The 21,346-nt window shown below is 61.9% G+C and carries 17 protein-coding genes and 1 pseudogene; 15 read left to right on the top strand and 3 right to left on the bottom strand.

All coding sequences use genetic code 11. The features are described from left to right. Nucleotides 1-87: 87 nt before the first annotated feature. The 8 genes and pseudogenes from VMP31_RS08945 to moaA all read left to right on the top strand — a co-directional run. Nucleotides 88-1,390, top strand: a pseudogene (locus tag VMP31_RS08945) (MFS transporter); the annotation flags it as partial. Then, complete coding sequence (locus VMP31_RS08940) at nt 1,371-2,786, top strand: NarK family nitrate/nitrite MFS transporter (RefSeq protein WP_325506213.1); 1,416 nt, start codon at nt 1,371-1,373, stop codon at nt 2,784-2,786. The pseudogene VMP31_RS08945 and the gene VMP31_RS08940, both read left to right, overlap by 20 nt. Nucleotides 2,787-2,893: 107 nt before the next feature. Beyond that, a complete protein-coding gene (locus VMP31_RS08935) occupies nt 2,894-6,679 on the top strand; it encodes a nitrate reductase subunit alpha (protein ID WP_325506211.1) in 3,786 nt (1,261 codons plus the stop codon). A gap of 11 nt (nt 6,680-6,690) precedes the next feature. Then, the gene (gene narH / locus VMP31_RS08930; protein WP_325506209.1) at nt 6,691-8,229 is read left to right on the top strand and encodes a nitrate reductase subunit beta; all 1,539 of its coding nucleotides are present in this window, start codon (nt 6,691-6,693) and stop codon (nt 8,227-8,229) included. Nucleotides 8,230-8,231: 2 nt separating this feature from the next. Further along, complete coding sequence (gene narJ, locus VMP31_RS08925; protein ID WP_325506207.1) at nt 8,232-8,987, top strand: nitrate reductase molybdenum cofactor assembly chaperone; 756 nt, start codon at nt 8,232-8,234, stop codon at nt 8,985-8,987. Then, nucleotides 8,980-9,783 carry a respiratory nitrate reductase subunit gamma gene (gene narI / locus VMP31_RS08920; protein WP_325506205.1) on the top strand — a complete coding sequence of 268 codons (804 nt, stop codon included), beginning with the start codon at nt 8,980-8,982 and terminating at the stop codon, nt 9,781-9,783. Before narJ ends, narI begins: the two co-directional genes overlap by 8 nt. A gap of 323 nt (nt 9,784-10,106) precedes the next feature. Continuing rightward, nucleotides 10,107-11,069 (top strand): peptidylprolyl isomerase, encoded by a 963-nt coding sequence (locus tag VMP31_RS08915; protein ID WP_325506203.1) that lies wholly within the window; start codon nt 10,107-10,109, stop codon nt 11,067-11,069. A gap of 160 nt (nt 11,070-11,229) precedes the next feature. Then, entirely contained in the window at nt 11,230-12,222 is a 993-nt protein-coding gene (moaA, locus tag VMP31_RS08910) for a GTP 3',8-cyclase MoaA (RefSeq protein WP_325506201.1), read from the top strand. Nucleotides 12,223-12,280: 58 nt separating this feature from the next. Here the strand turns inward: moaA and VMP31_RS08905 are convergent, their stop codons facing one another. The 3 genes from VMP31_RS08905 to VMP31_RS08895 all read right to left on the bottom strand — a co-directional run bounded on the left by VMP31_RS08905 (nt 12,281) and on the right by VMP31_RS08895 (nt 14,819). Continuing rightward, the gene (locus VMP31_RS08905; protein WP_325506199.1) at nt 12,281-13,354 is read right to left on the bottom strand and encodes a diguanylate cyclase; all 1,074 of its coding nucleotides are present in this window, start codon (nt 13,352-13,354) and stop codon (nt 12,281-12,283) included. A 131-nt stretch (nt 13,355-13,485) separates the two neighbouring features. Then, complete coding sequence (locus VMP31_RS08900) at nt 13,486-14,037, bottom strand: YdeI/OmpD-associated family protein (RefSeq protein WP_325506197.1); 552 nt, start codon at nt 14,035-14,037, stop codon at nt 13,486-13,488. After that, nucleotides 14,034-14,819, bottom strand: a complete 786-nt coding sequence (locus tag VMP31_RS08895; RefSeq protein ID WP_325506194.1) for a helix-turn-helix domain-containing protein — start codon at nt 14,817-14,819, stop codon at nt 14,034-14,036. Before VMP31_RS08895 ends, VMP31_RS08900 begins: the two co-directional genes overlap by 4 nt. Nucleotides 14,820-14,911: 92 nt before the next feature. Here VMP31_RS08895 and VMP31_RS08890 point away from each other — a divergent pair, with 92 nt between their 5' ends. The 7 genes from VMP31_RS08890 to VMP31_RS08860 all read left to right on the top strand — a co-directional run bounded on the left by VMP31_RS08890 (nt 14,912) and on the right by VMP31_RS08860 (nt 21,094). Further along, nucleotides 14,912-15,259, top strand: a complete 348-nt coding sequence (locus VMP31_RS08890; RefSeq protein ID WP_325506192.1) for an NIPSNAP family protein — start codon at nt 14,912-14,914, stop codon at nt 15,257-15,259. Continuing rightward, complete coding sequence (locus tag VMP31_RS08885) at nt 15,256-15,603, top strand: antibiotic biosynthesis monooxygenase (RefSeq protein ID WP_325506190.1); 348 nt, start codon at nt 15,256-15,258, stop codon at nt 15,601-15,603. The genes VMP31_RS08890 and VMP31_RS08885 overlap by 4 nt, the downstream gene beginning before the upstream one ends. A gap of 325 nt (nt 15,604-15,928) precedes the next feature. Continuing rightward, nucleotides 15,929-17,950 (top strand): ribonucleoside triphosphate reductase, encoded by a 2,022-nt coding sequence (locus VMP31_RS08880; RefSeq protein WP_325506188.1) that lies wholly within the window; start codon nt 15,929-15,931, stop codon nt 17,948-17,950. Between the two features lie 135 nt (nt 17,951-18,085). Further along, nucleotides 18,086-18,253 carry an anaerobic ribonucleoside-triphosphate reductase gene (gene nrdD / locus VMP31_RS08875; protein ID WP_325506186.1) on the top strand — a complete coding sequence of 56 codons (168 nt, stop codon included), beginning with the start codon at nt 18,086-18,088 and terminating at the stop codon, nt 18,251-18,253. Continuing rightward, on the top strand, nt 18,250-18,957 hold the full coding sequence (locus VMP31_RS08870; RefSeq protein WP_325506184.1) for an anaerobic ribonucleoside-triphosphate reductase activating protein: 708 nt from the start codon (nt 18,250-18,252) through the stop codon (nt 18,955-18,957). Before nrdD ends, VMP31_RS08870 begins: the two co-directional genes overlap by 4 nt. Before the next feature lie 195 nt (nt 18,958-19,152). Beyond that, nucleotides 19,153-20,541, top strand: coding sequence for an oxygen-independent coproporphyrinogen III oxidase (hemN, locus tag VMP31_RS08865; RefSeq protein WP_325506182.1), 1,389 nt, complete (start codon nt 19,153-19,155; stop codon nt 20,539-20,541). A gap of 112 nt (nt 20,542-20,653) precedes the next feature. Further along, nucleotides 20,654-21,094, top strand: coding sequence for a hypothetical protein (locus VMP31_RS08860; protein WP_325506180.1), 441 nt, complete (start codon nt 20,654-20,656; stop codon nt 21,092-21,094). Nucleotides 21,095-21,346: the final 252 nt, after the last annotated feature.

Here is a 21,346-nt window from a genome sequence, read left to right as displayed (position 1 = left end):
CGCTCGGAGTTAATTGACCCAGATCAAGTGAATCGACCCTTTGCCTATCTAGTGTGCCGCCCATGGTTCGGGGATTAGGGGGTCGCTATGGCAAGTCTGAGAACACAACAGGGTCTGGTTCTGGGCATGAGCACCCTGGCGTTCACCATCTGTTTTATGGTCTGGATGATGTTCGCCGTACTCGGCGTTCCGATCAAGGAGTTACTGCAACTCAACGACACCCAGTTCGGTTTGCTGGCCGCCACGCCGGTGCTGACCGGGTCTTTGGTGCGTCTGCCGCTGGGCATGCTCACCGACAGGTTCGGCGGGCGCATCGTGTTCTTCCTGCTGATGCTGGTCTGCGTGCTGCCGATCTACATGATCAGCCTGGCCACCGAATACTGGCACTTCCTGGTCCTGGGCCTGTTCGTCGGCCTGGCGGGCGGCTCTTTCTCGGTCGGTATCGCTTACGTCGCCAAGTGGTTCGAAAAGCAGAACCAGGGTTTTGCCATGGGCATCTTCGGGGCCGGTAACGCCGGTGCCGCGCTGACCAAGTTTGTCGCGCCGGCGATCATCGCCGCGGCCAGCTGGCAAATGGTGCCCAAGGTCTACTCGGCGATCATGTTTATCACCGCGCTGCTGTTCTGGTTCTGCACTTACGAGAACAAGGGCCATCGGGTGCGCAGCAACGTGTCTCTGGCCGATCAGCTGCGCGCCCTGAAAGACCCCAAGGTGATGCGCTACTGCCAGTACTACTCGATTGTCTTCGGTGGCTATGTGGCCCTGGCCCTGTGGATGACCAAGTACTACGTCGAGGAATACGGCTTCAACCTGCAGAGCGCCGCCTTGCTGGCTGCCTGCTTCTCCCTGCCGGGCGGCATCCTGCGCGCCATGGGCGGCTGGATGTCGGACAAGTGGGGCGCGCAAAGCGTGACCTGGTGGGTGATGTGGGTGAGCTGGGTGTGCCTGTTCCTGCTCTCTTACCCGCAGACCGAGCTGTTCGTGCAGACCGTCAATGGCCCGAAGGCCTACAGCATCGGGCTCAACGCCTGGGCCTTCACTGTGCTGCTGTTTATCGTCGGCATCGCCTTCGCCTTCGGCAAGGCCTCGGTGTTCAAGTACATCTCCGATGACTACCCGCACAACATGGGGGCCATCTCCGGCATCGTCGGCCTGGCCGGCGGCCTCGGCGGCTTTGTCCTGCCGATCATGTTCGGTGCCCTGGTCGACCTCACCGGCGTGCGCTCCTCCAGTTTCATGCTGATGTACGGCGTGGTCTGGGTCTCCCTGATCTGGATGTACTTCAGCGAAGTTCGAAAAACTCCCGTTATGGGCCTGGCATCTGCAAAGACCAAGGCTCCTGCTTTCCTGCCGTCTGAAGGAGAATGAGCATGTCCGCAACCAAGAATCCCCCGGTAACCGGGCTGCCCAGCCAGGGGCCGGTTATTCACGACTGGCGGCCGGAAGACCCGCACTTCTGGGGCAGCGTCGGCAAGCGGATCGCCACCCGCAACCTGTGGATTTCCATTCCCGCGCTGCTCCTGGCCTTCGCCGTATGGATGGTCTGGAGCGCGGTGACCGTGCGCCTGAACAGCATCGGCTTCACCTTTACCAACGACCAGCTGTTCTGGCTGGCGGCGCTGCCGGGTTTGTCCGGCGCAACGCTGCGGATCTTCTACTCCTTTATGGTGCCGATCTTCGGTGGCCGCAGATGGACCGCCCTGAGTACCGCCTCGCTGCTGCTACCGGCGCTGTGGATGGGCTTTGCCGTGCAGGACACCAGCACCACCTACAGCGTGTTCGTGATCATTGCGCTGCTGTGCGGCTTCGGCGGCGGCAACTTCGCCTCGAGCATGGCCAATATCAGCTTCTTCTATCCCAAGTCGCAGCAGGGTACCGCTCTGGGCCTGAATGCCGGCCTGGGCAACCTCGGTGTCTCGGTGATGCAGTTCGGCGTGCCGCTGGTGATCGGCGTCGGCCTGTTTGGCGCGGTCGGTGGGCAAGCCCAGGAACTCGGCGAAGATAGCCAGCTGTGGCTGCAGAACGCCGGCTTTATCTGGGTGCCCTTTATCGTCGCGGTGGCCGTGGCGGCCTGGTTCGGCATGAACGACCTGAGCAGCGCCAAGGCGTCCTTCAGCGAGCAGGCGGTGATCTTCAAGCGCAAGCACAACTGGTTGATGTGCTGGCTGTACCTGGCCACGTTCGGCTCCTTTATCGGCTTCGCCGCCGGCTTCCCGATGCTGATCAAGACCCAGTTCCCCGGCGTCGATCCGCTCAAGTTCGCCTTCCTCGGCCCCCTGGTCGGTGCCCTGGTACGCCCGCTGGGCGGCTGGCTGGCGGACAAGCTGGGCGGCGCGCGGGTGACCCTGTGGAACTTCGTGCTGATGATCGCGGCGGTATTCGGCGTGCTGGCCTTTATCCCGGTGGCCGGTACCGAAGGCAACTTCTACGGCTTCCTGGCCATGTTCATGTTGCTGTTCGTCACCACCGGCATCGGCAACGGCTCCACCTTCCGCATGATTCCGGTGATCTTCCGCACCCTGAGCGAGCGCAGCAGCGTCGGCCAGCCTGCGGCGATCAAGGAGCAGGCGAGCAAGAACGCCGGCAAGGAAGCGGCCGCGGTGCTCGGCTTCAGTTCGGCGGTGGCGGCCTACGGTGCCTTCTTTATTCCCAAGTCGTTCGGCACCTCGATGGCGCTGACCGGCGGCCCGCAAATGGCCCTGTATGTGTTCATCGGCTTCTACGTCAGCTGCATCGTGCTGACCTGGTGGTGGTACTCGCGCAAAGGCGCGGAAATTCCCTGCTAACGGACCCTTATCCGGTGCCTGGCACCGGGGCAGGGGACGCGCTAACGAATCGAATCATTGCGTGTGTGGGGCGTAGATCCCGCGGCAAGCCTGAGAGGAAAAAAGAAATGAGTCATTTACTCGACCAACTGCGCTTCTTCAATCGCAAACAAGGTGAGTTCGCCGACGGTCATGGCGAAACCCGCATCGAGTCCCGCGATTGGGAGAACGTCTACCGTTCGCGCTGGCAGTACGACAAGATCGTGCGTTCCACCCACGGGGTGAACTGCACCGGCTCCTGCTCGTGGAAGATCTACGTGAAGAACGGCCTGATCACCTGGGAAACCCAGCAGACCGACTACCCGCGTACCCGTAACGACCTGCCCAACCATGAGCCGCGCGGCTGCCCGCGTGGTGCCAGCTACAGCTGGTACATCTATAGCGCCAACCGTCTGAAGTATCCGAAGGTGCGCAAGCCGCTGCTGAAACTCTGGCGTGAAGCGCGGGCCACCATGGCCCCGGTGCAGGCCTGGGCGAGCATCGTTGAAGACCCGGTCAAGGCCACCAGCTATAAAAGCAAGCGCGGCATGGGCGGCTTTATCCGTTCGAGCTGGGACGAGGTCAACGAGATCATCGCCGCGGCCAACGTCTACACCGTCAAGGAGCACGGCCCGGACCGCGTGGTCGGCTTCTCGCCGATCCCGGCCATGTCGATGGTCAGTTACGCCGCAGGCTCGCGTTACCTGTCGCTGATCGGCGGCGTGTGCCTGAGCTTCTATGACTGGTACTGCGACCTGCCGCCGTCCTCGCCGCAAGTGTGGGGCGAGCAGACCGACGTGCCGGAATCGGCCGACTGGTACAACTCCAACTACATCATCGCCTGGGGCTCCAACGTGCCGCAGACGCGCACACCGGACGCGCACTTCTTCACCGAAGTTCGCTACAAGGGCACCAAGACCGTGTCCATCACCCCGGACTACTCCGAGGTGGCCAAGCTTACCGATCTTTGGCTGAACCCCAAGCAGGGCACCGATGCGGCGTTGGCCCAGGCGTTCAACCACGTCATCTTCAAAGAATTCCACCTCGACAAGCCGAGCGCCTACTTCACCGACTACGTGCGCCGCTACACCGACTTCCCGGTGTTGGTGCTGTTGAAAGATCACAAAGGCGCGACCCCGGAACTCAACGGCTACCAGCCGGATCGCTTCCTGCGTGCCGCCGACCTGGCCGATAACCTTGGCCAGGAAAACAACCCCGAGTGGAAAACCATCGCTCTGGACAGCGAAACCAATCAGTTGGTCTCGCCGTTGGGTTCGATCGGCTACCGCTGGGGCGAGAAGGGCAAGTGGAACATCGAAGCCCGTGAAGGCGGCGAGGGCCGTGAGGTCAAGCTGCAACTGAGCCTGATCGACGATAAAGCGGACGGTGCCGAAGTGGTTGAAGTGGCCTTCCCGTACTTCGGCGGCCAGACCCACGAACACTTCCAGCATGTCGCCGGCGAAGCCGTGCAACTGCGCCGCGTACCGGTGCGCAGCATCACCCTGGCCGACGGCACGCAAGCCAAGGTCGCCACTGTGTTCGACCTGTCGGCGGCCAACCTCGCCATCGACCGCGGCCTGGGTGGCGGCAACGTCGCCAGGGATTACGACGACGCCACTGTGCCGGGCACTCCGGCCTGGCAGGAGCTGATCACCGGTGTCAGCCGTGAGAAGGCGATCCAGATCGCCCGCGAGTTCGCCGACAACGCCGACAAAACCAAGGGTCGTTCCATGATCATCGTCGGTGCGGCGATGAACCACTGGTACCACATGGACATGAACTACCGCGGGCTGATCAATATGCTCATGCTCTGCGGTTGCGTCGGCCAAACCGGCGGCGGTTGGGCCCACTACGTCGGCCAGGAGAAACTGCGCCCGCAGTGCGGCTGGCTGCCCCTGGCCTTCGGCCTGGACTGGAGCCGTCCGCCACGCCAGATGAACGGCACCAGCTTCTTCTATGCGCACAGTTCGCAGTGGCGCCATGAAAAGATGAGCATGCACGAAGTGCTCTCGCCGCTGGCCGACAAGTCGCAGTTCCCCGAGCACGCGCTGGACTACAACATCCGCGCCGAACGCGCCGGCTGGCTGCCGAGCGCGCCGCAGATGAACCGCAACCCGCTGCAGATCACCCGTGACGCCAAGGCCGCCGGCATGTCGCCAGTGGATTACGTGCTCAAGTCGCTGCAGGACGATTCCCTGCGCTTCTCCTGCGAGCAGCCGGACAACCCGGTTAACTTCCCGCGCAACATGTTTATCTGGCGTTCCAACCTGCTGGGCAGCTCGGGCAAAGGCCACGAGTACATGCTCAAGTACCTGCTCGGCACCAAGAACGGCGTGATGAACGAGGACCTCGGCAAGCGCGGCGGCTTCAAGCCGAATGACGTCGAGTGGGTGGACGAAGGCGCGATCGGCAAGCTCGATCTGGTCACCACCCTGGACTTCCGCATGTCCAGCACCTGCGTCTACTCGGACATCGTGTTGCCGACGGCGACTTGGTACGAGAAGGACGACATGAACACCTCGGACATGCACCCCTTTATCCACCCGCTGTCCGCAGCCATCGACCCGGCCTGGGAATCGCGTTCCGACTGGGAAATCTACAAGGGCATTGCCAAGGCCTTCTCCGAGATGTCGGTCGGCCAACTCGGCGTCGAGCAGGATCTGGTGACCATCCCGATGCAGCACGACAGCCCCGGCGAACTGGCCCAGCCATTTGGCGGCATCGACTGGAAAACCGCAGGCGAGGCACCGGTGCCGGGCAAGAACTGCCCGAACATGACCGTGGTCGAGCGCGATTACCCGAACATCTACAAGAAGTTCAGCTCCCTCGGCCCATTGCTCGACAAGCTGGGCAATGGCGGCAAGGGCATCAACTGGAACACCCAGCATGAGGTCGATTTCCTCGGCGAGCTGAACCACAAGGTGCGCGCCGAAGGCGTGAGCCAGGGCCGGCCACAGATCGAATCGGCCATCGATGCCTGTGAGGTGATCCTCACCCTGGCCCCGGAAACCAACGGTCACGTGGCGCTCAAGGCCTGGGCGGCGCTGTCCGAGTTCACCGGGCTGGATCACAGCCACCTGGCGATCAGCAAGGCGCATGAGGCGATCCGTTTCCGCGATATCCAGGCGCAGCCGCGCAAGATCATTTCCAGCCCGACCTGGTCGGGTCTCGAAGACGAGAAGGTCAGCTACAACGCCGGCTACACCAACGTTCACGAGTTCATCCCATGGCGCACCATCACCGGCCGCCAGCAGTTCTACCAGGATCACCCGTGGATGCAGGCGTTTGGCGAGCAGATGATGAGTTACCGGCCGCCGATCAACACCCGCACCATTGACTACGTGAAGGGCAAGCGGCCCAACGGCAACACCGAGATCGTCCTCAACTGGATCACCCCGCACCAGAAGTGGGGCATCCACAGCACCTACTCGGACAACCTGATCATGCTCACCCTGAGCCGTGGCGGGCCGATCATCTGGCTCTCGGAAACCGACGCCAAGCGCGCCGGCATCGAGGACAACGATTGGGTCGAGTGCTTCAACGCCAACGGCGCCCTGACGGCCCGTGCGGTGGTCAGCCAGCGGGTCAAGGACGGCATGGTGATGATGTACCACGCCCAGGAACGCATCGTGAACGTGCCCGGCAGCGAGACCACCAAGACCCGCGGCGGCCACCACAACTCGGTGACCCGCGTGGTGCTCAAACCCACCCATATGATCGGTGGCTACGCCCAGCAGGCTTACGGTTTCAACTATTACGGCACCGTTGGTTGCAACCGCGATGAGTTCGTCGTGGTGCGCAAAATGGACAAGGTCGATTGGCTTGACGGCTCCGACGACGAAGCCCTGCCACAACCCCTGCCACAAGACATTTGAGGATTGATGCCATGAAAATTCGTTCACAAGTCGGCATGGTCCTCAATCTGGACAAGTGCATCGGTTGCCACACCTGTTCGATCACCTGCAAAAACGTCTGGACCAGTCGTGAAGGCATGGAATACGCCTGGTTCAACAATGTCGAGACCAAGCCGGGGATCGGCTACCCCAAGGAATGGGAAAACCAGGACAAATGGCGCGGCGGCTGGATCCGCAACAAGGACGGCTCGATCAACCCGAAGATCGGCGGCAAGTTCCGCGTGCTGGCGAACATCTTCGCCAACCCGGATCTGCCGACCATCGACGACTACTACGAGCCGTTCGACTTCGACTACCAGCACCTGCACACCGCCCCGCTCGGCGAGCACCAGCCGGTCGCACGACCGCGTTCGGTGATCACCGGCAAGCGCATGCAGAAAATCGAGTGGGGCCCGAACTGGGAAGAGATTCTCGGCACCGAGTTCGCCAAGCGTCGCAAGGACCAGAACTTCAACCAGATCCAGGCCGACATTTATGGCGAGTATGAAAATACTTTCATGATGTACCTGCCGCGTCTGTGCGAGCACTGCCTCAACCCGACCTGCGCGGCGTCCTGCCCGAGCGGTGCGATTTACAAGCGCGAAGAGGACGGCATCGTCCTGATCGACCAGGAAAAATGCCGCGGCTGGCGCATGTGCATCAGCGGCTGCCCGTACAAGAAGATCTACTTCAACTGGAAGAGCGGTAAATCCGAGAAGTGCATCTTCTGCTACCCGCGCATCGAGGCCGGCATGCCGACCGTGTGTTCGGAAACCTGCGTCGGCCGCATCCGCTACCTCGGCGTACTGCTGTACGACGCCGACCTTATCCATGAAGTGGCCAGCACGCCGAACGAGCAGGACCTGTACCACAAGCAATTGGAGATGTTCCTCGACCCGAATGACCCACGCGTTATCGCCCAGGCCCTGGCCGACGGCGTGTCTATGTCGGTGATCGACGCCGCGCAGAAATCCCCGGTGTACAAGCTGGCGGTGGACTGGAAGCTGGCCCTGCCGCTGCACCCGGAATACCGCACGTTGCCGATGGTTTGGTACGTGCCGCCACTGTCGCCGATCCAGAACGCCGCGACCGCTGGCACCGTGGGCATGAACGGGGTGATCCCGGATGTCGACAGCCTGCGCATACCGCTGCGTTACCTGGCCAACCTGCTGACTGCTGGCGACGTGCGCCCGGTCAAGCTGGCACTCAAGCGTCTGCTGGCGATGCGTGCCTACAAGCGCTCCGAGCAGGTGGACGGCGTGCAGGACCTGCAAGTGCTGGCCGATGTCGGCCTGAGCGTGGCCCAGGTCGAAGACATGTACCGCTACCTGGCCATCGCCAACTACGAAGACCGCTTCGTGATTCCGTCGGCGCACCGTGAAGACGCCATGACCGATGCCTTCGCCGAGCGTTCCGGTTGTGGCTTCAGCTTCGGCAGCGGGTGCAGCGGTAGTTCGGACACCAACATGTTCGGCGCGAAGAAGGCCAACCAGCGCGACATCCTTAAAACCGTCCAGTTGTGGGAGGAATGAGCATGCAAATTCTCAAAGTGATTTCACTGCTGCTGGATTACCCAACCGAGCAGTTGCTGGAGGCCCGGGCCGAGCTGGCCCAGGCCATCGACGCCGCTCGCGAGATCAGCCCGCAGCAACGCAGTGCGCTGCAGGAGTTGCTGGCGCTGATCTGCGACAACGACCTGATGGATGGCCAGGAGCACTACGGCGCGTTGTTCGGCCGCGGTCGCTCGCTGTCGCTGCTGTTGTTCGAGCATGTGCATGGCGAGTCCCGCGACCGTGGCCAGGCGATGGTCGACATGATGGCGCAGTACGAGGCGGCCGGTTTCGCCATCGGCATCAAGGAACTGCCCGATTACATCCCGCTGTACCTGGAGTTCCTCTCCACCCGCGAAGATCTCGAGGCCCGCGAGGGCCTGGCCGATGTCGGTCATCTGCTGGCGCTGTTGGCAACCCGTCTGGACGAGCGCGAGAGCGCCTATGCCAGTTGCTTCCGCGCGCTGTTGCAGATTGCCGGTGTCGAGCCCCAGCAAGCCATGGCCGAGATGCGCGAACAGGTCGCCGCCGAGGTACGCGACGACTCGCTCGAAGCCCTCGACAAGATCTGGGAAGAGGAGGCCGTGGACTTCCTCCAGGCCGAGCAGCAGGACCGCTGCCCAAGCCAGACAACGATGCCGGGCAAGGCCCGCGAAGAGGTGCCGGTGCCGCTGCACTGGGTCGATTTCAAGCATGCAGAGCCGGCCGCCGAGCCAGTTCAGGAGGTGCGCAATGTCTAACATCAATCTGTTGGCGTTCGGGGTGTATCCCTATATCGCCTTGGCCATCTGCATCATCGGCAGCTGGGCACGTTTCGACCTCTCGCAGTACAGCTGGAAGGCCGGTTCGAGCCAGATATTCGCCCGCTCGGCGGCCGAGCAACGCTATATGCGCATCGCCAGCAACCTGTTCCACGTCGGTGTGTTGTTTGTTTTGGCCGGTCACTTCGTCGGGCTGTTGATGCCCGAGGCGCTTTACCACTCGGTCATCAGCACGCAGAACAAGCAGCTGCTGGCCATGGTTTCCGGTGGCTTCTTCGGCGGGCTCTGCCTGATCGGCCTGCTGATGCTGCTCAAGCGTCGCCTTAGCGACCCGCGGGTACGGGCCAGCTCCAGCACCTCGGACATGCTGGTGCTGGTGGTGTTGTTGGCACAGCTGCTGCTGGGCCTGGCCACTATCTTCGCCTCCGCCAGCCATATGGATGGTTCGGTGATGGTGATGCTGGCCAACTGGGCGCAATACACCGTAACCCTGCAACCGGTGGCCGCTGCCGCCTCCATCGCGCCGGTGGCGCTGGTCTACAAGCTGCACGTGTTCCTCGGCTTGACCCTGTTCGTGCTGTTCCCCTTCACCCGCCTGGTACACATCGTCAGCGCGCCTGTTTGGTACCTGGGTCGGCGTTATCAGATCGTTCGGCAGAAGGGTGTACGCCCGCTAGCACAGCGGCCAGCGACGCCGCGCCAGTTCCAAGAGCCGGTTCGTGAAGCACCGGCGCAAGCGACACCCGGTTATGCCTTGAAGGCCAAGGATGCCTGAGCCGTTGCCCTGGCTGGCGCAAACGCGTCGGCCAGGGGCGCGCCAGGTACTGAATCGAATAATCAATGAGGTAATGATCATGGGATGTGGATGTGGTGGTAGCAATGCGGGGCAGGGCGGTTGTGGTGGGCAAAAGTAGCCCGTCGAACATCCGGCGGATGCACCCGCGGTGCAGCAACAGGCACCCGAATCGCGGCCCTCGGCCGACGAGCCGGAAACCGAGCTGGACAGCGTAAAAACCGAACAAACGAAATAGTCGCAAACAGATGCACACGAGCAGCTGCCGCAACACGGCAGCCGCTCCCCGAATTGAGGAACAGGTCATGGCATGTGGATGTGGTGGTAGCAATGCGGGGCAGGGCGGTTGTGGTGATGTCAAAGTGCCGCCCGCAGCAATGCCCGAAACTGAACTGGCCCATGAACTGGTATCGCCTGCCGTGAGCGCGGTGGTTGAGCAGCCAGCGGCGGCAGATGTCGAACCGCTGCTGATCGCCAGCAGCGAGCAGGAATGGCCGCGCATCAGGGTCAATGGCGTGACCATCGCCCCCGAGGCCATGGCCCAGGAACTGCAATACCACCCGGCGCAAAGCCGCGAAGAGGCGGTGTTTCTTGCTAGCCAGGCGCTGGTGATTCGCGAGCTGTTGCAGCAACGCATCGGCGAACTGGGCTTGCTCGTGGTGCCCCAGCCCGGGCAAAGCGAAGAAGAAGCCGCGACCGCGCTGCTGATCGAGCGTGAAGTGTTGCTGCCCGAGTGTGACGAAGAGAGTTGCCAGCGCTATTACCAGAGCAACAGCGAGCGCTATGCCACCGCGCCCTTGCTGGCTGCGCGGCATATTTTGCTCGAATGCGCTCCCGAGGACGCCGAGGCCCGCAGCCTGGCGAAAGAAAAAGCAGAAAGCCTGCTGGAGTTGCTGCAGGAAGATGCCGGCCGTTTCGCCGAGCTGGCGCAAGCCCATTCGGCTTGCCCGTCCAAGGCCCAGGCCGGCTCCCTGGGGCAGATCAGCAAGGGCCAGACCGTGCCCGAGTTCGAACGTCAGCTGTTCAAACTGCCGGCCGGGCTGGCCAGCCAACCAATCGAAAGCCGCTATGGCTGGCATGTGGTCAGCATCGACCAACGCCTGGAAGGCAAATTGCTGCCCTACGAAATAGTCGCCGACTCCATCCGCGCGCTGTTGCAACAGGGCGTTTGGCAAAAGGCTGTGTCCCAGTACCTGCAAACCCTGATCGGCGCGGCGGATATCGTCGGCATTCAACTGCAAGGCGCTGACTCGCCGTTGGTGCAGTAACGCGTCGCCCGGGTGACACCCGGGCTACCAGGGCAGATGTAGGGCGGACATGGCGAAGCCTTGTCCACCGTTAGGGGCCTAATGGCGGACAAGCCTTCGGCATGTCCGCCCTACGATTTTTCGCAGGCCTTGCAGTTTTGTAGCCCGCATCGGAGAAACCATGAACACACAACTGCAGGATGGCTTTGGCCGCACTATCGATTACCTGCGTATGTCGGTCACCGACAGGTGTGATTTCCGCTGTGTCTATTGCATGGCCGAAGACATGACCTTCCTGCCGCGCCAGCAGGTGCTCGGTCTGGAAGAGCTCTATCGTCTGGCCGCGCTGTTCGTCGGCCTGGGCACAAAGAAGATCCGCCTGACCGGCGGCGAACCCCTGGTGCGCAGCGGCATCGTCGAGCTGTGCCAGCGCATTGCCGCCTTGCCCGGCCTGCGCGAACTGGTGATGACCAGCAACGGCTCGCAACTGGTGAAGTTGGCCAAGCCGCTGGCCGACGCCGGGGTCAAGCGCCTGAACATCAGCCTCGATAGCCTCGACCCCGGCAAATTCCGCGGCATCACCCGTACCGGCAGCTTGCGTCAGGTGCTGGACGGCATCGAAGCGGCGCGCGATGCCGGCTTCGAACGGATCAAACTCAACGCGGTGGTGATGAAAGGGCGCAACTTCGACGAAGTGCTGCGCCTGGTCGACTACGCCATCGCGCGCCAGCTGGATATCAGCTTTATCGAAGAAATGCCCCTAGGCGATGTCGGCCGTTCACGCGGCGAGTCCTATTGCTCCAGCGAGGAAGTGCGCAACCTGATCGCCAGCCAGCACCAACTGCTCGACAGCGCCGAACACAGCGGCGGCCCGGCTCGTTACATCCGCCTGAAACAACATGCCGATACGCGCATCGGTTTTATCTCGCCGAATTCGCATAACTTCTGCGGCACTTGCAACCGCGTACGCCTGACCGCCGAAGGCCGCCTGCTGTTATGCCTGGGTCACGAGAACTCCATCGACCTGCGCGCCCTGGTGCGCCGTTATCCGCTGGACGACCAACCGATCATCGATGCGGTGCAGCAGGCCCTGCAACGCAAACCCCTGCGCCACGAATTCAGCGCCGATGGCGAAGTGAAGATCCTGCGATTTATGAATGCCAGCGGCGGTTGAGTGACCGCTTCAGTAGAAGCGGTCTGGCCGCGATCTGCTGATGGCCGGGAGATGGCGTTCAAGCGATCTTGTCGAAACCAGAGCACACCTCAACCCGGTTCCGACCATTGTCCTTGCAACGGTACAGCGCCTTATCGGCCCGCTTGATTGGGCTCTTCAGCTCATCACCCTCTTCGAATTCGCTGATGCCCACGCTGATGGTGACTGCGACGGGCTTACCGTCGAAACACCAGCTCTGTTGCATCAATGCCTGTCTGACGCGTTCGGCAATAGCCCGCGCCTGCTCCAGATCGGTATCCGGAAGAACCGCCAGAAATTCCTCGCCACCCCAGCGCGCAATCAAATCCTGAGTTCTCAGCTGCGAATTGATGCTGTTCGCCACCTCGACCAACACCTTGTCGCCGACATCGTGGCCATGGCTATCGTTAATGGTCTTGAAGTGATCGATATCCAGCAACAGCACCCCGATTGGATGCCGGTTGCGCTCGAAACGAGCCAATTCCCTCTCGGCCGAATCGATCATATGGCGGCGATTGAACAACCCCGTCAGCGGGTCGGTGGCTGCCATCTGCCGCAGTTTGCGCTGCGCCGAATTGACGATCTTCAAATAGAAGAACGACAGATAACTGAACATGGCGAACACCACGCTCAGATTGAACAGGTGCACTGCCAGCAAGGCACTACGGGAAATTGGCTGCAGCGGCTCAATAGCCCACATGACGGCATCCAGCACAACATAGAACGCCCATAGTGAAACCAGTGACACCAGGGCGGCGCGCAATTGCATGCTGAGAAACAGCGCCGGAATGAACATCAACAGATAGTAGTGAAAGCCACTGTCCCAGCCGATCAACAGCGTGCCCAAGGCGGCATGAACGATTACCTCTGTCCAAATCAGCGCAATGGCCAGCCGATTGCGCCGCCTGGCCAGCGCCTGATAGGCCAGCACGTACATGGAAACACTGATGACATTGACCCACGCCAGGATCGGAGAGCCGAAGGCATGGAAAAGGAAGAAAAACGCCACATCCACCGTGCCGGCAATCTGGCAACAACGCTTGGCCACTCGCCAGAACTGCGGACGCCGTACAAAGACCGGCGCTAGAGGCTTGGATTTATCGCTGCTATTCATAGGTGAAATCCAGAGGCGATAACCCAAGCCTAGGCTGCAATGGAAGGACTTGCGCGCTTGGCATCGCTGAGAACTGCTGACTCGCAGGGTGCGCCGTGCGCACCAGCCTCTGCGGCCGCTGCAAGATTGCCCTAATCCGCCGCCTTGGGCGCGCTGAGGGCTTTGCTGTAGTAACCAGATAGATCGAAACAGCAAACCCGCCGCTTTCCAGAGGCGAGCATGTCGCACGCATTACTAATCCGCTGTGCCCGAGTCTTGGCCTGTTTGGCTGAGGTGATCCAATGGATCCAGTCCAGGCGGGCGATGGTGGTTGTGTCGTCCCAAACGGCTCGCGCCTTGGGGGCAGCCGCCAGGGCTTGTTGCAGGTCAGCGGGGATCTCGGGTTCAGGCTCTTGCTCCACAGCCATGATCTCAAGCGTGGCGGTGTCGCCGACGCTCACGCCTGCGGTTTCTAGTAGCGCCTCATTCACCCGCAGCCAGTGGCTCAATTGGCCATCCGGTTCAAGCGTAGCCTGGAAGCCATGACCGTTGAGGCTGCCTTCCACCGTCGTTCTTCCTCGTCTCGGCAGCTTTTCGCTCGCGCTCTTGGGCAGCACTACAAAAGCCCAAGGAGTATCACTGTCCGACTTGGCCGGGCGCAGCAGCTTCGCTTGGATCCGAGATTTTGTGGCGCTTTGCGTCATTTCGAATCAGCCTCCCAATGCGCCTCACGGCGCGCTAGAAAAATTGCAGCGGCAGGGGAGTCGCTTGCGATGTTTTCTCGGATGGGCTCGGATGTAGTGCTTCCCGAACTAAGCGCCGCCAACAGTGACGCTTCGCCTCGGTCGCTGAATACTATAGCGCGAGAATCCTTTGCCCGCTTCGCCCAGCCGAGTTCCTGGATTCGTGTCAGCAGCGCCGCCCCGAGCGCCCCTGCCAGGTGATGCCGGCGCTCGCTCCAATCGAGACAGGCCCTGCAAAACGACCGTTTTGCACAGGCAACCGCGTCCGTATCTATGCCTAAACGAAGAAACCACAGCCGCCCATGTTCAGTGAGCCGTGGGCCTTCGTGACGGGTTTCGAACACGCCCTGGCGCAGCATCTGCTCGTACGCCAGCACCCCCAACTCGCCGGCAAGATGGTCGTAACAGATGCGCGCCTTGCGCAGGGCTGGGTCGCGTGGGCCCGTTCGCGGGCGGACGCCTTCGCTTTGCACCGCCATGCCCATCAACGACTCCAGAAGTTGCGCGACATCCGGCCCGGCAAGCCGGAAGTAGCGGTGACGGCCCTGCTGGTCGACCTTGAGCAGCCCGGCTTCGAGCAGCTTGCCGAGGTGAAAACTGATGGTTTGCTTGGTGACGCCGGCCATATCCGCCAGCTCGGTAGCGGTCAGCGCGCGACCCGACATCAGGGCGCAGAGAACCTCCGCCCTGGCGTTTTCGCCGATAAGCGCCGCAATGCGCACGATGTTAGGACCTTCACTCATGGTTCGATCCTAGTCGAACCACCCGGGGCCGGCCAAGCGCTAACCTGCCTACGTATTTCAACGGCCTGCTACCAGTTAAGAGGGAGAAGCACATGGGCATCACCTGCGTTATCCGTTACGAGATCGATCCTTTCCAGCGCGATGCGTTCAATGAGTACGCCGAAAACTGGGGGCGCATCATCCCCAGGTGCGGCGGTCACCTGCTGGGCTATTTCCTGCCCCACGAGGGGACCAACAATGTCGCCTGGGGGCTGATCGCGTTCGACAGTCTGGCGGCCTACGAGGCTTACCGCGGCTGTTTGAAGTCCGATCCGGAAGGCCACCAGAACTTCACCATGGCCCAGGAGCGCCGCTTTATCCTCAAGGAGGAACGAAGTTTTGTGGAGGTGGTGAAGGGCACGCTCGGCATGCCAGCTTTGCCTGTGGGAGTCCTGGCATGATCGCAGTCATTTTCGAGGTGCTGCCGCATGCGCAGCGCAAGCAGGACTACCTCGACGCCGCAAGCGCACTGCGCCCGCACCTAGAAGAGATCGACGGCTTCCTGTCGATAGAGCGCTTCGAAAGCCTTAGCAATCCAGGAAAAATCCTTTCGCTGTCGTTCTGGCGGGATGAAGAAGCCGTAAAGCAATGGCGCAACTTCGAACTTCATCGCTCCACCCAGAAGGCCGGTCGGCAGGCAATCTTTGCCGACTACCGGCTCCGCGTCGCTACTGTCATTCGGGATTACGGCCTAAACGAGCGAGACGAGACACCTGAGGATTCGCGTGAAGTGCATTTATCGTAGGGGGAGAAAGGGCTCAAGGGTGGTTGCAGGAGCTGAGTGCACCCGCCCAGCAATGCGATTTGCAGCGCGCGGCGCGGCTGAACGACCCATTCCTTCGCGTTGCTGGCCACTTACGTAGGCACGTGCTGTCTTGAATGGGTTGCGTGGCACACGGGCCTGCGCGCAGTCCGTCGCCGCGTGGTCACCGCCTGCGCATTCTCTCGCTTTGACCAGCCTTCCCTGTTCTTGATCGTAGTCAATCGTACACCCGCTTTTCTCGCGTAACTTTCACTGCATGTTGTGTTTGTAAGAAAACAAATACCTATATGTAGTGTCAGGAGGCGGAATGCTCAGCACGAAGATGGCCCTTCACCCGCAGCAGCTTTGCAAGCGCGACGGCAGCGTAGTTGCGTTCGATCTCGGCAAGATTGCCCAGGCGATTGCCGCGGCGGGGGAGGCGTGCGGGGAGTTCGATCAGGCCCTGGCGGGGCAGTTGGCCGATGCGGTATTGGCGCGCCTGCTGGACTTGCCCAGTGTCGATGTCGAGCAGGTGCAGGATCGCGTCGAGCGGGTGCTGATGGAGGCCGGTTTTTACCAGACCGCCCGCGCCTATATCGTTTACCGTGAGCGCCATGGCCGCTTGCGCCGTGATCGCAAGGCGCTGGTGGATGTGGCGGCTTCGATGAACGAGTACCTGTCGCGCGAGGACTGGCGGGTGCGCGCCAACGCCAACCAGGGCTATTCCCTCGGCGGCTTGATTCTCAATGTCTCGGGCAAGGTCACCGCCAACTACTGGCTGGACGAGGTGTACAGCGAGGCCATTGGTCAGGCGCACCGCGAGGCCGATCTGCATGTTCATGATCTGGACATGCTCGCCGGCTATTGCGCCGGCTGGTCGCTGCGCAGCCTGCTCAACGAGGGTTTCAACGGCATTCCCGGGCGGGTCGAGGCGGGGCCGCCCAAGCACCTCTCCAGCGCCCTGGGGCAGATGGTCAATTTTCTCGGCACGCTGCAGAACGAGTGGGCTGGGGCCCAGGCCTTCAGCTCCTTCGACACCTACCTGGCACCCTATGTGCGCAAGGACAACCTGGGTTTCGCCGAGGTGCGCCAGGCGATTCAGGAGTTCATCTATAACCTCAATGTGCCGTCGCGCTGGGGCACCCAGACGCCGTTCACCAACCTGACCTTCGACTGGGTGTGCCCGGAAGACCTGCGCGAGCAGATCCCCTATATCGGCGGGGTGGAAATGCCCTTCGCCTATGGCGACCTGCAGGCCGAGATGGAGCTGATCAACCGCGCCTATATCGAGGTGATGCAGGCCGGCGACGCCATGGGCCGGGTGTTCACCTTCCCGATTCCGACCTACAACATCACCCATGACTTCCCCTGGGACAGCGAGAACGCCGACCGCCTGTTCGAGATGACCGCGCGTTACGGCCTGCCGTACTTCCAGAACTTCCTCAACTCGGATATGCAGCCCAACCAGGTGCGCTCGATGTGCTGCCGCCTGCAGCTGGACGTGCGCGAACTGCTCAAGCGCGGTGGCGGCCTGTTCGGCTCGGCCGAGCAGACCGGCTCCCTGGGCGTGGTGACGATCAACTGCGCGCGCCTGGGTTACCTCTATAAGGGCGACACCCAGGGCCTGCTCAAGCGCCTCGATCAGCTGATGGAGCTGGCGATGGAGAGCCTGGAGGTCAAGCGCAAGGTGATCCAGCACCATATGGACGCCGGCCTTTACCCCTACACCAAGCGTTACCTGGGCACGCTGCGCAATCACTTCTCCACCATCGGCCTCAACGGCATGCACGAAATGCTGCGCAACTTCAGCGGCGACGAGGAGGGCATGCATACGCCGAAGGGCCGCCAGTTCGCCTTGCTTCTGCTCGACCATGTACGAGCCACCCTGGTGCGCTTCCAGGAAGAAACCGGGCAGATGTACAACCTCGAAGCCACGCCGGCGGAGGGCACCACCTACCGTTTCGCCAAGGAAGACCGCAAGCGCTACCCGGACATTCTCCAGGCCGGCAGTGCCGAGGCACCGTACTACACCAACTCCTCGCAATTGCCGGTGGGCTTTACCGACGACCCCTTCGAGGCGCTGGAACTGCAGGACGAGCTGCAATGTAAGTACACCGGCGGCACCGTGCTGCATCTGTATATGGCCGAGCGGATTTCTTCGGTCCAGGCCTGCAAGCAACTGGTGCGCAACGCCCTGGGGCGCTTCCGCCTGCCGTATCTGACGATCACTCCGACGTTCTCGATCTGCCCGGTGCATGGCTACCTGGATGGCGAGCACGAGTTCTGCCCGAAATGCGATGAAGCGCTGCTGCGCAAGCAGCAAAGCTGCGCCGAGAAGGCCTGCGGCTGATCGCGGGTGACCGCCGGTGTTAGCACTGGATCGCGGCTGAAGCCCCTCCCACAACTGGCCACTCCCCCAAAGAGTGGCGCATATAACAGATCCGCATCTGGATTTTTCCTTTTACCCACAGCAAGGAGCTACACCATGCAAAACACTCAGCAACTCCCAGAAGCACAACGCCAACGCTGCGAAGTCTGGACCCGGGTGATGGGCTATCACCGCCCGGTTACTGCCTTCAACCCGGGCAAGCAGTCCGAGCACTTCGAGCGTCAGCACTTCACCGAAGCGGCGGCGCGAGTGCGCGCTGCGTGAGCAGAGCGTTACGGGTCGGGGGCATGGTGCCCCTGACCACCCTCGACTATCCCGGGCTGCTGGCCTGCGTGCTGTTCTGCCAGGGTTGCGCCTGGCGTTGTCGTTACTGCCACAACCCGGACCTGATCCCAGCCCGTAGCGAGCAGGAAATTCCCTGGCCGCAGGTGCTGGAATTTCTCCGTCGGCGTCAGGGCTTGTTACAGGCCGTGGTGTTCAGCGGCGGCGAGGCGACCCTGCAAGGCGGCCTGGTGCCGGCAATGGATGAGGCGCGCGGGTTGGGCTATCGCATCGGCCTGCATAGCGCCGGGATCAAACCCTGGGCGTTTGCCTGGGCGCTAAAGGCGGTGGACTGGGTCGGTTTCGATATCAAGGCCCTGGCCGAAGATGCCGAGCTGATCACCGGCGTCAGCGGTAGCGGCAAAGCCAACTGGCGCAGCCTGGAACACCTGCTGGCCAGCGGCGTGAACTACGAATGCCGCACCACCGTGCATTGGCACCTGATGGATGTGGATAAGCTCTGGCGCATCGGCCAGCGATTGCATGCCTTCGGCGTCAAACACTTCGCCGTACAACTGGTACGCAGCGCGCACATGCTCGACGCGGCGCTGCCGATAACCGCGACGCCGAGCGAGGCGGGCGAGGCGGGCGAGCTGTGGTTGCGCCTGGAACAACTGTTTCCGGCTTTCGAGTTGCGTGGCCACTGATCACAACGCCGACATCTCTTCTCGCTCCGCCGCCGAACGGGGTCGGTCTGTGCGCGAGAATTGACTCTCGTCAGGTGTGCCACTGGTGCGGGTCCGTACAATCGCAGCATTAGTGCCAGCTATCACGGCTGGCAACGCGGGCGCTCCGCCAGCCGCAGTTGCGGTCATCCTGTTTATGTTGCGAGGTGGTCGAACATGGCCCAATCACTGAGTTTTGATCGTGCCCTGGTCGAGAAATATGACCGTCCGGGGCCGCGTTATACGTCCTATCCGACGGCGCCGCAGTTCCATCAGGCCTTTGCCGTGGACGACTATCAGAGCGCCGCGGCGGCCAGCAACCGGGCCGCCGCGCCCAAGCCGCTGTCGCTGTATATCCATATCCCGTTCTGCAAGAGCCTTTGTTACTACTGCGCCTGTAACAAGATCATCACCCAGAAGACCCACCGCGCGGTCGAGTACCTGGACTACCTCAAGCGCGAGATCGCCATGCAGGCGGCGCTGTTCGACGGCACGCGCAAGCTGACCCAGCTGCACTTTGGCGGCGGCACACCGACCTACCTGACCCGCGAGCAGCTGGCCGACCTGATGGACTGCCTGCACCAGGCGTTCGATATGGACGACAGCGACGAGCACGAGTTTTCCATCGAGGTCGACCCGCGCACCATCAGCACCGAGCAGATCCAGCATCTGCGCTCGCTGGGCTTCAACCGCCTGAGCTTCGGCGTGCAGGATTTCGACCCGCAGGTGCAGGCGGCGGTCAACCGGGTGCAGAGCGAAGAGCAGATCTACGCCCTGGTCGCCGCAGCGCGCGAGGCGCGCTTCAAGTCGGTCAGCGTCGATCTGATCTACGGCCTGCCGCTGCAGACCGTGGCCAGTTTCGACGTCACCCTGAGCAAGATCATCGCCCTGCGCCCGGATCGCATCGCCGCCTACAGCTACGCGCACCTGCCGGAACTGGTACGGGCGCAACGGCTGATCCGCCGCGAGGACATGCCGCCGCCAGAGCGCAAACTGGAGTTGCTGGAGCTGACCATCAAGCGTCTGACCGCCGCCGGCTATGTGTATATCGGCATGGATCACTTCGCCTTGCCGGATGATGAGCTGGCCCTGGCGCGGGCCAATGGCACGCTGCAGCGCAACTTCCAGGGTTATTCCACCCATGCCGACTGCGACCTGATCGGCCTCGGCGTGTCCTCAATCGGCAAGGTCGGTGACAGCTACAGCCAGAGCGTCAAGGAGCTCTCGCAGTACTACGCGCGCCTCGACCAGGGCCTGCTGCCGGTGCATCGCGGCTACCGCCTGAACGCCGACGACCTGCTGCGCCGCGAGGTGATCAGCGACCTGATGTGCCACGGCCGCATCGACTTCGCCAGGATCGAGGCGCGTCATGGCATCGACTTCAAGGACTACTTTGCCGATGCGCTGGCCGCGCTCGACGAGCATGTGGCGGATCGTTTGGTGGAGATCCACGACGACCAGCTGCTGCTGTTGCCCCAAGGCCATTTGCTGATGCGCAGCGTGGCCATGGCTTTTGATGCCTACCTTGGCAACGCGCAGAAGGGCAACTTCTCGCGCACGGTGTAGGTGTTGGGTGTAGGAGCTAGCTTGCTGGCGATCAGCGAGCTAAGGATCGCTAGCAAGCTAGCTCCTACAGAAACCGGCTGAACATTTCGAACCGGCTCACTAGGAATCTGTGATGAGCTATTCGCTACTGCATACCCTGCACCTGCTCGGTGCCATCGCCTTTATCGGCACGCTGTTCTTCGAGGTGATCATCCTCGCCAAGGTCAAGCCACAGCTCGACGTCGGCGCGCTGGTCGAGCTGGAACGGGCCCTCGGCAAACGCACCCGCACCGTGCTGCATTGGGTGGTGCTATTGGTTTACGGCGCCGGCTTCGGCCTGGCCTGGTATCACCGCCAGGCGCTGAGCGACCCTTTCGCCAGCAGCTTCGCCACCTTGCTGAGTCTGAAGATAGTGCTGGCAGTCAGTGTATTTCTCAGCTTCGGCCTGGTCGCCATGCTGCTGCGCTCCGGACGCATGAGCCCAGGCCTGTATCGCAAACTGCACTGGGCCGTGCTGGCGCAGATGCTCGGCATCGTCCTGCTGGCCAAGGGCATGTTTTATATCCAGTGGTAACAGATGATCGCGGCCAAGGCCGCTCCTACGGAATGTTTGCGATCCCGTAGCCCGGATGAAATCCGGGGAGCTTTGGCGCTTGCAACACCGCTCCCGGATTGCATCCGGGCTACAAAAAGCCAACGCCACTACCAGCGTTACCGCCCACGGTAATGATCTCGATCAAGCTTCCTGGCCTACTGCGCCGCTGTGATGGGCACCGATTCAGGCGGTCGAATATCCTGGGTTTTGCCCAGGTGGCGGCCTAAGGTA

The sequence above is a fragment of the Pseudomonas sp. genome (assembly GCF_035512415.1).
In the GTDB taxonomy this organism is placed as follows: Bacteria; Pseudomonadota; Gammaproteobacteria; order Pseudomonadales; family Pseudomonadaceae; genus Aquipseudomonas.
This window is presented reverse-complemented; position numbering and strand designations above follow the sequence as displayed.

Bases quoted from the DNA above. Each gene is read 5' to 3' on its own strand.
- VMP31_RS08940 (WP_325506213.1), top strand. From the start codon at position 1,371: ATGTCCGCAACCAAGAATCCCCCGGTAACCGGGCTGCCCAGCCAGGGG.
- VMP31_RS08935 (WP_325506211.1), top strand. From the start codon at position 2,894: ATGAGTCATTTACTCGACCAACTGCGCTTCTTCAATCGCAAACAAGGT.
- narH (WP_325506209.1), top strand. From the start codon at position 6,691: ATGAAAATTCGTTCACAAGTCGGCATGGTCCTCAATCTGGACAAGTGC.
- narJ (WP_325506207.1), top strand. From the start codon at position 8,232: ATGCAAATTCTCAAAGTGATTTCACTGCTGCTGGATTACCCAACCGAG.
- narI (WP_325506205.1), top strand. From the start codon at position 8,980: ATGTCTAACATCAATCTGTTGGCGTTCGGGGTGTATCCCTATATCGCC.
- VMP31_RS08915 (WP_325506203.1), top strand. From the start codon at position 10,107: ATGGCATGTGGATGTGGTGGTAGCAATGCGGGGCAGGGCGGTTGTGGT.
- moaA (WP_325506201.1), top strand. From the start codon at position 11,230: ATGAACACACAACTGCAGGATGGCTTTGGCCGCACTATCGATTACCTG.
- VMP31_RS08905 (WP_325506199.1), bottom strand. From the start codon at position 13,354: ATGAATAGCAGCGATAAATCCAAGCCTCTAGCGCCGGTCTTTGTACGG.
- VMP31_RS08900 (WP_325506197.1), bottom strand. From the start codon at position 14,037: ATGACGCAAAGCGCCACAAAATCTCGGATCCAAGCGAAGCTGCTGCGC.
- VMP31_RS08895 (WP_325506194.1), bottom strand. From the start codon at position 14,819: ATGAGTGAAGGTCCTAACATCGTGCGCATTGCGGCGCTTATCGGCGAA.
- VMP31_RS08890 (WP_325506192.1), top strand. From the start codon at position 14,912: ATGGGCATCACCTGCGTTATCCGTTACGAGATCGATCCTTTCCAGCGC.
- VMP31_RS08885 (WP_325506190.1), top strand. From the start codon at position 15,256: ATGATCGCAGTCATTTTCGAGGTGCTGCCGCATGCGCAGCGCAAGCAG.
- VMP31_RS08880 (WP_325506188.1), top strand. From the start codon at position 15,929: ATGCTCAGCACGAAGATGGCCCTTCACCCGCAGCAGCTTTGCAAGCGC.
- nrdD (WP_325506186.1), top strand. From the start codon at position 18,086: ATGCAAAACACTCAGCAACTCCCAGAAGCACAACGCCAACGCTGCGAA.
- hemN (WP_325506182.1), top strand. From the start codon at position 19,153: ATGGCCCAATCACTGAGTTTTGATCGTGCCCTGGTCGAGAAATATGAC.
- VMP31_RS08860 (WP_325506180.1), top strand. From the start codon at position 20,654: ATGAGCTATTCGCTACTGCATACCCTGCACCTGCTCGGTGCCATCGCC.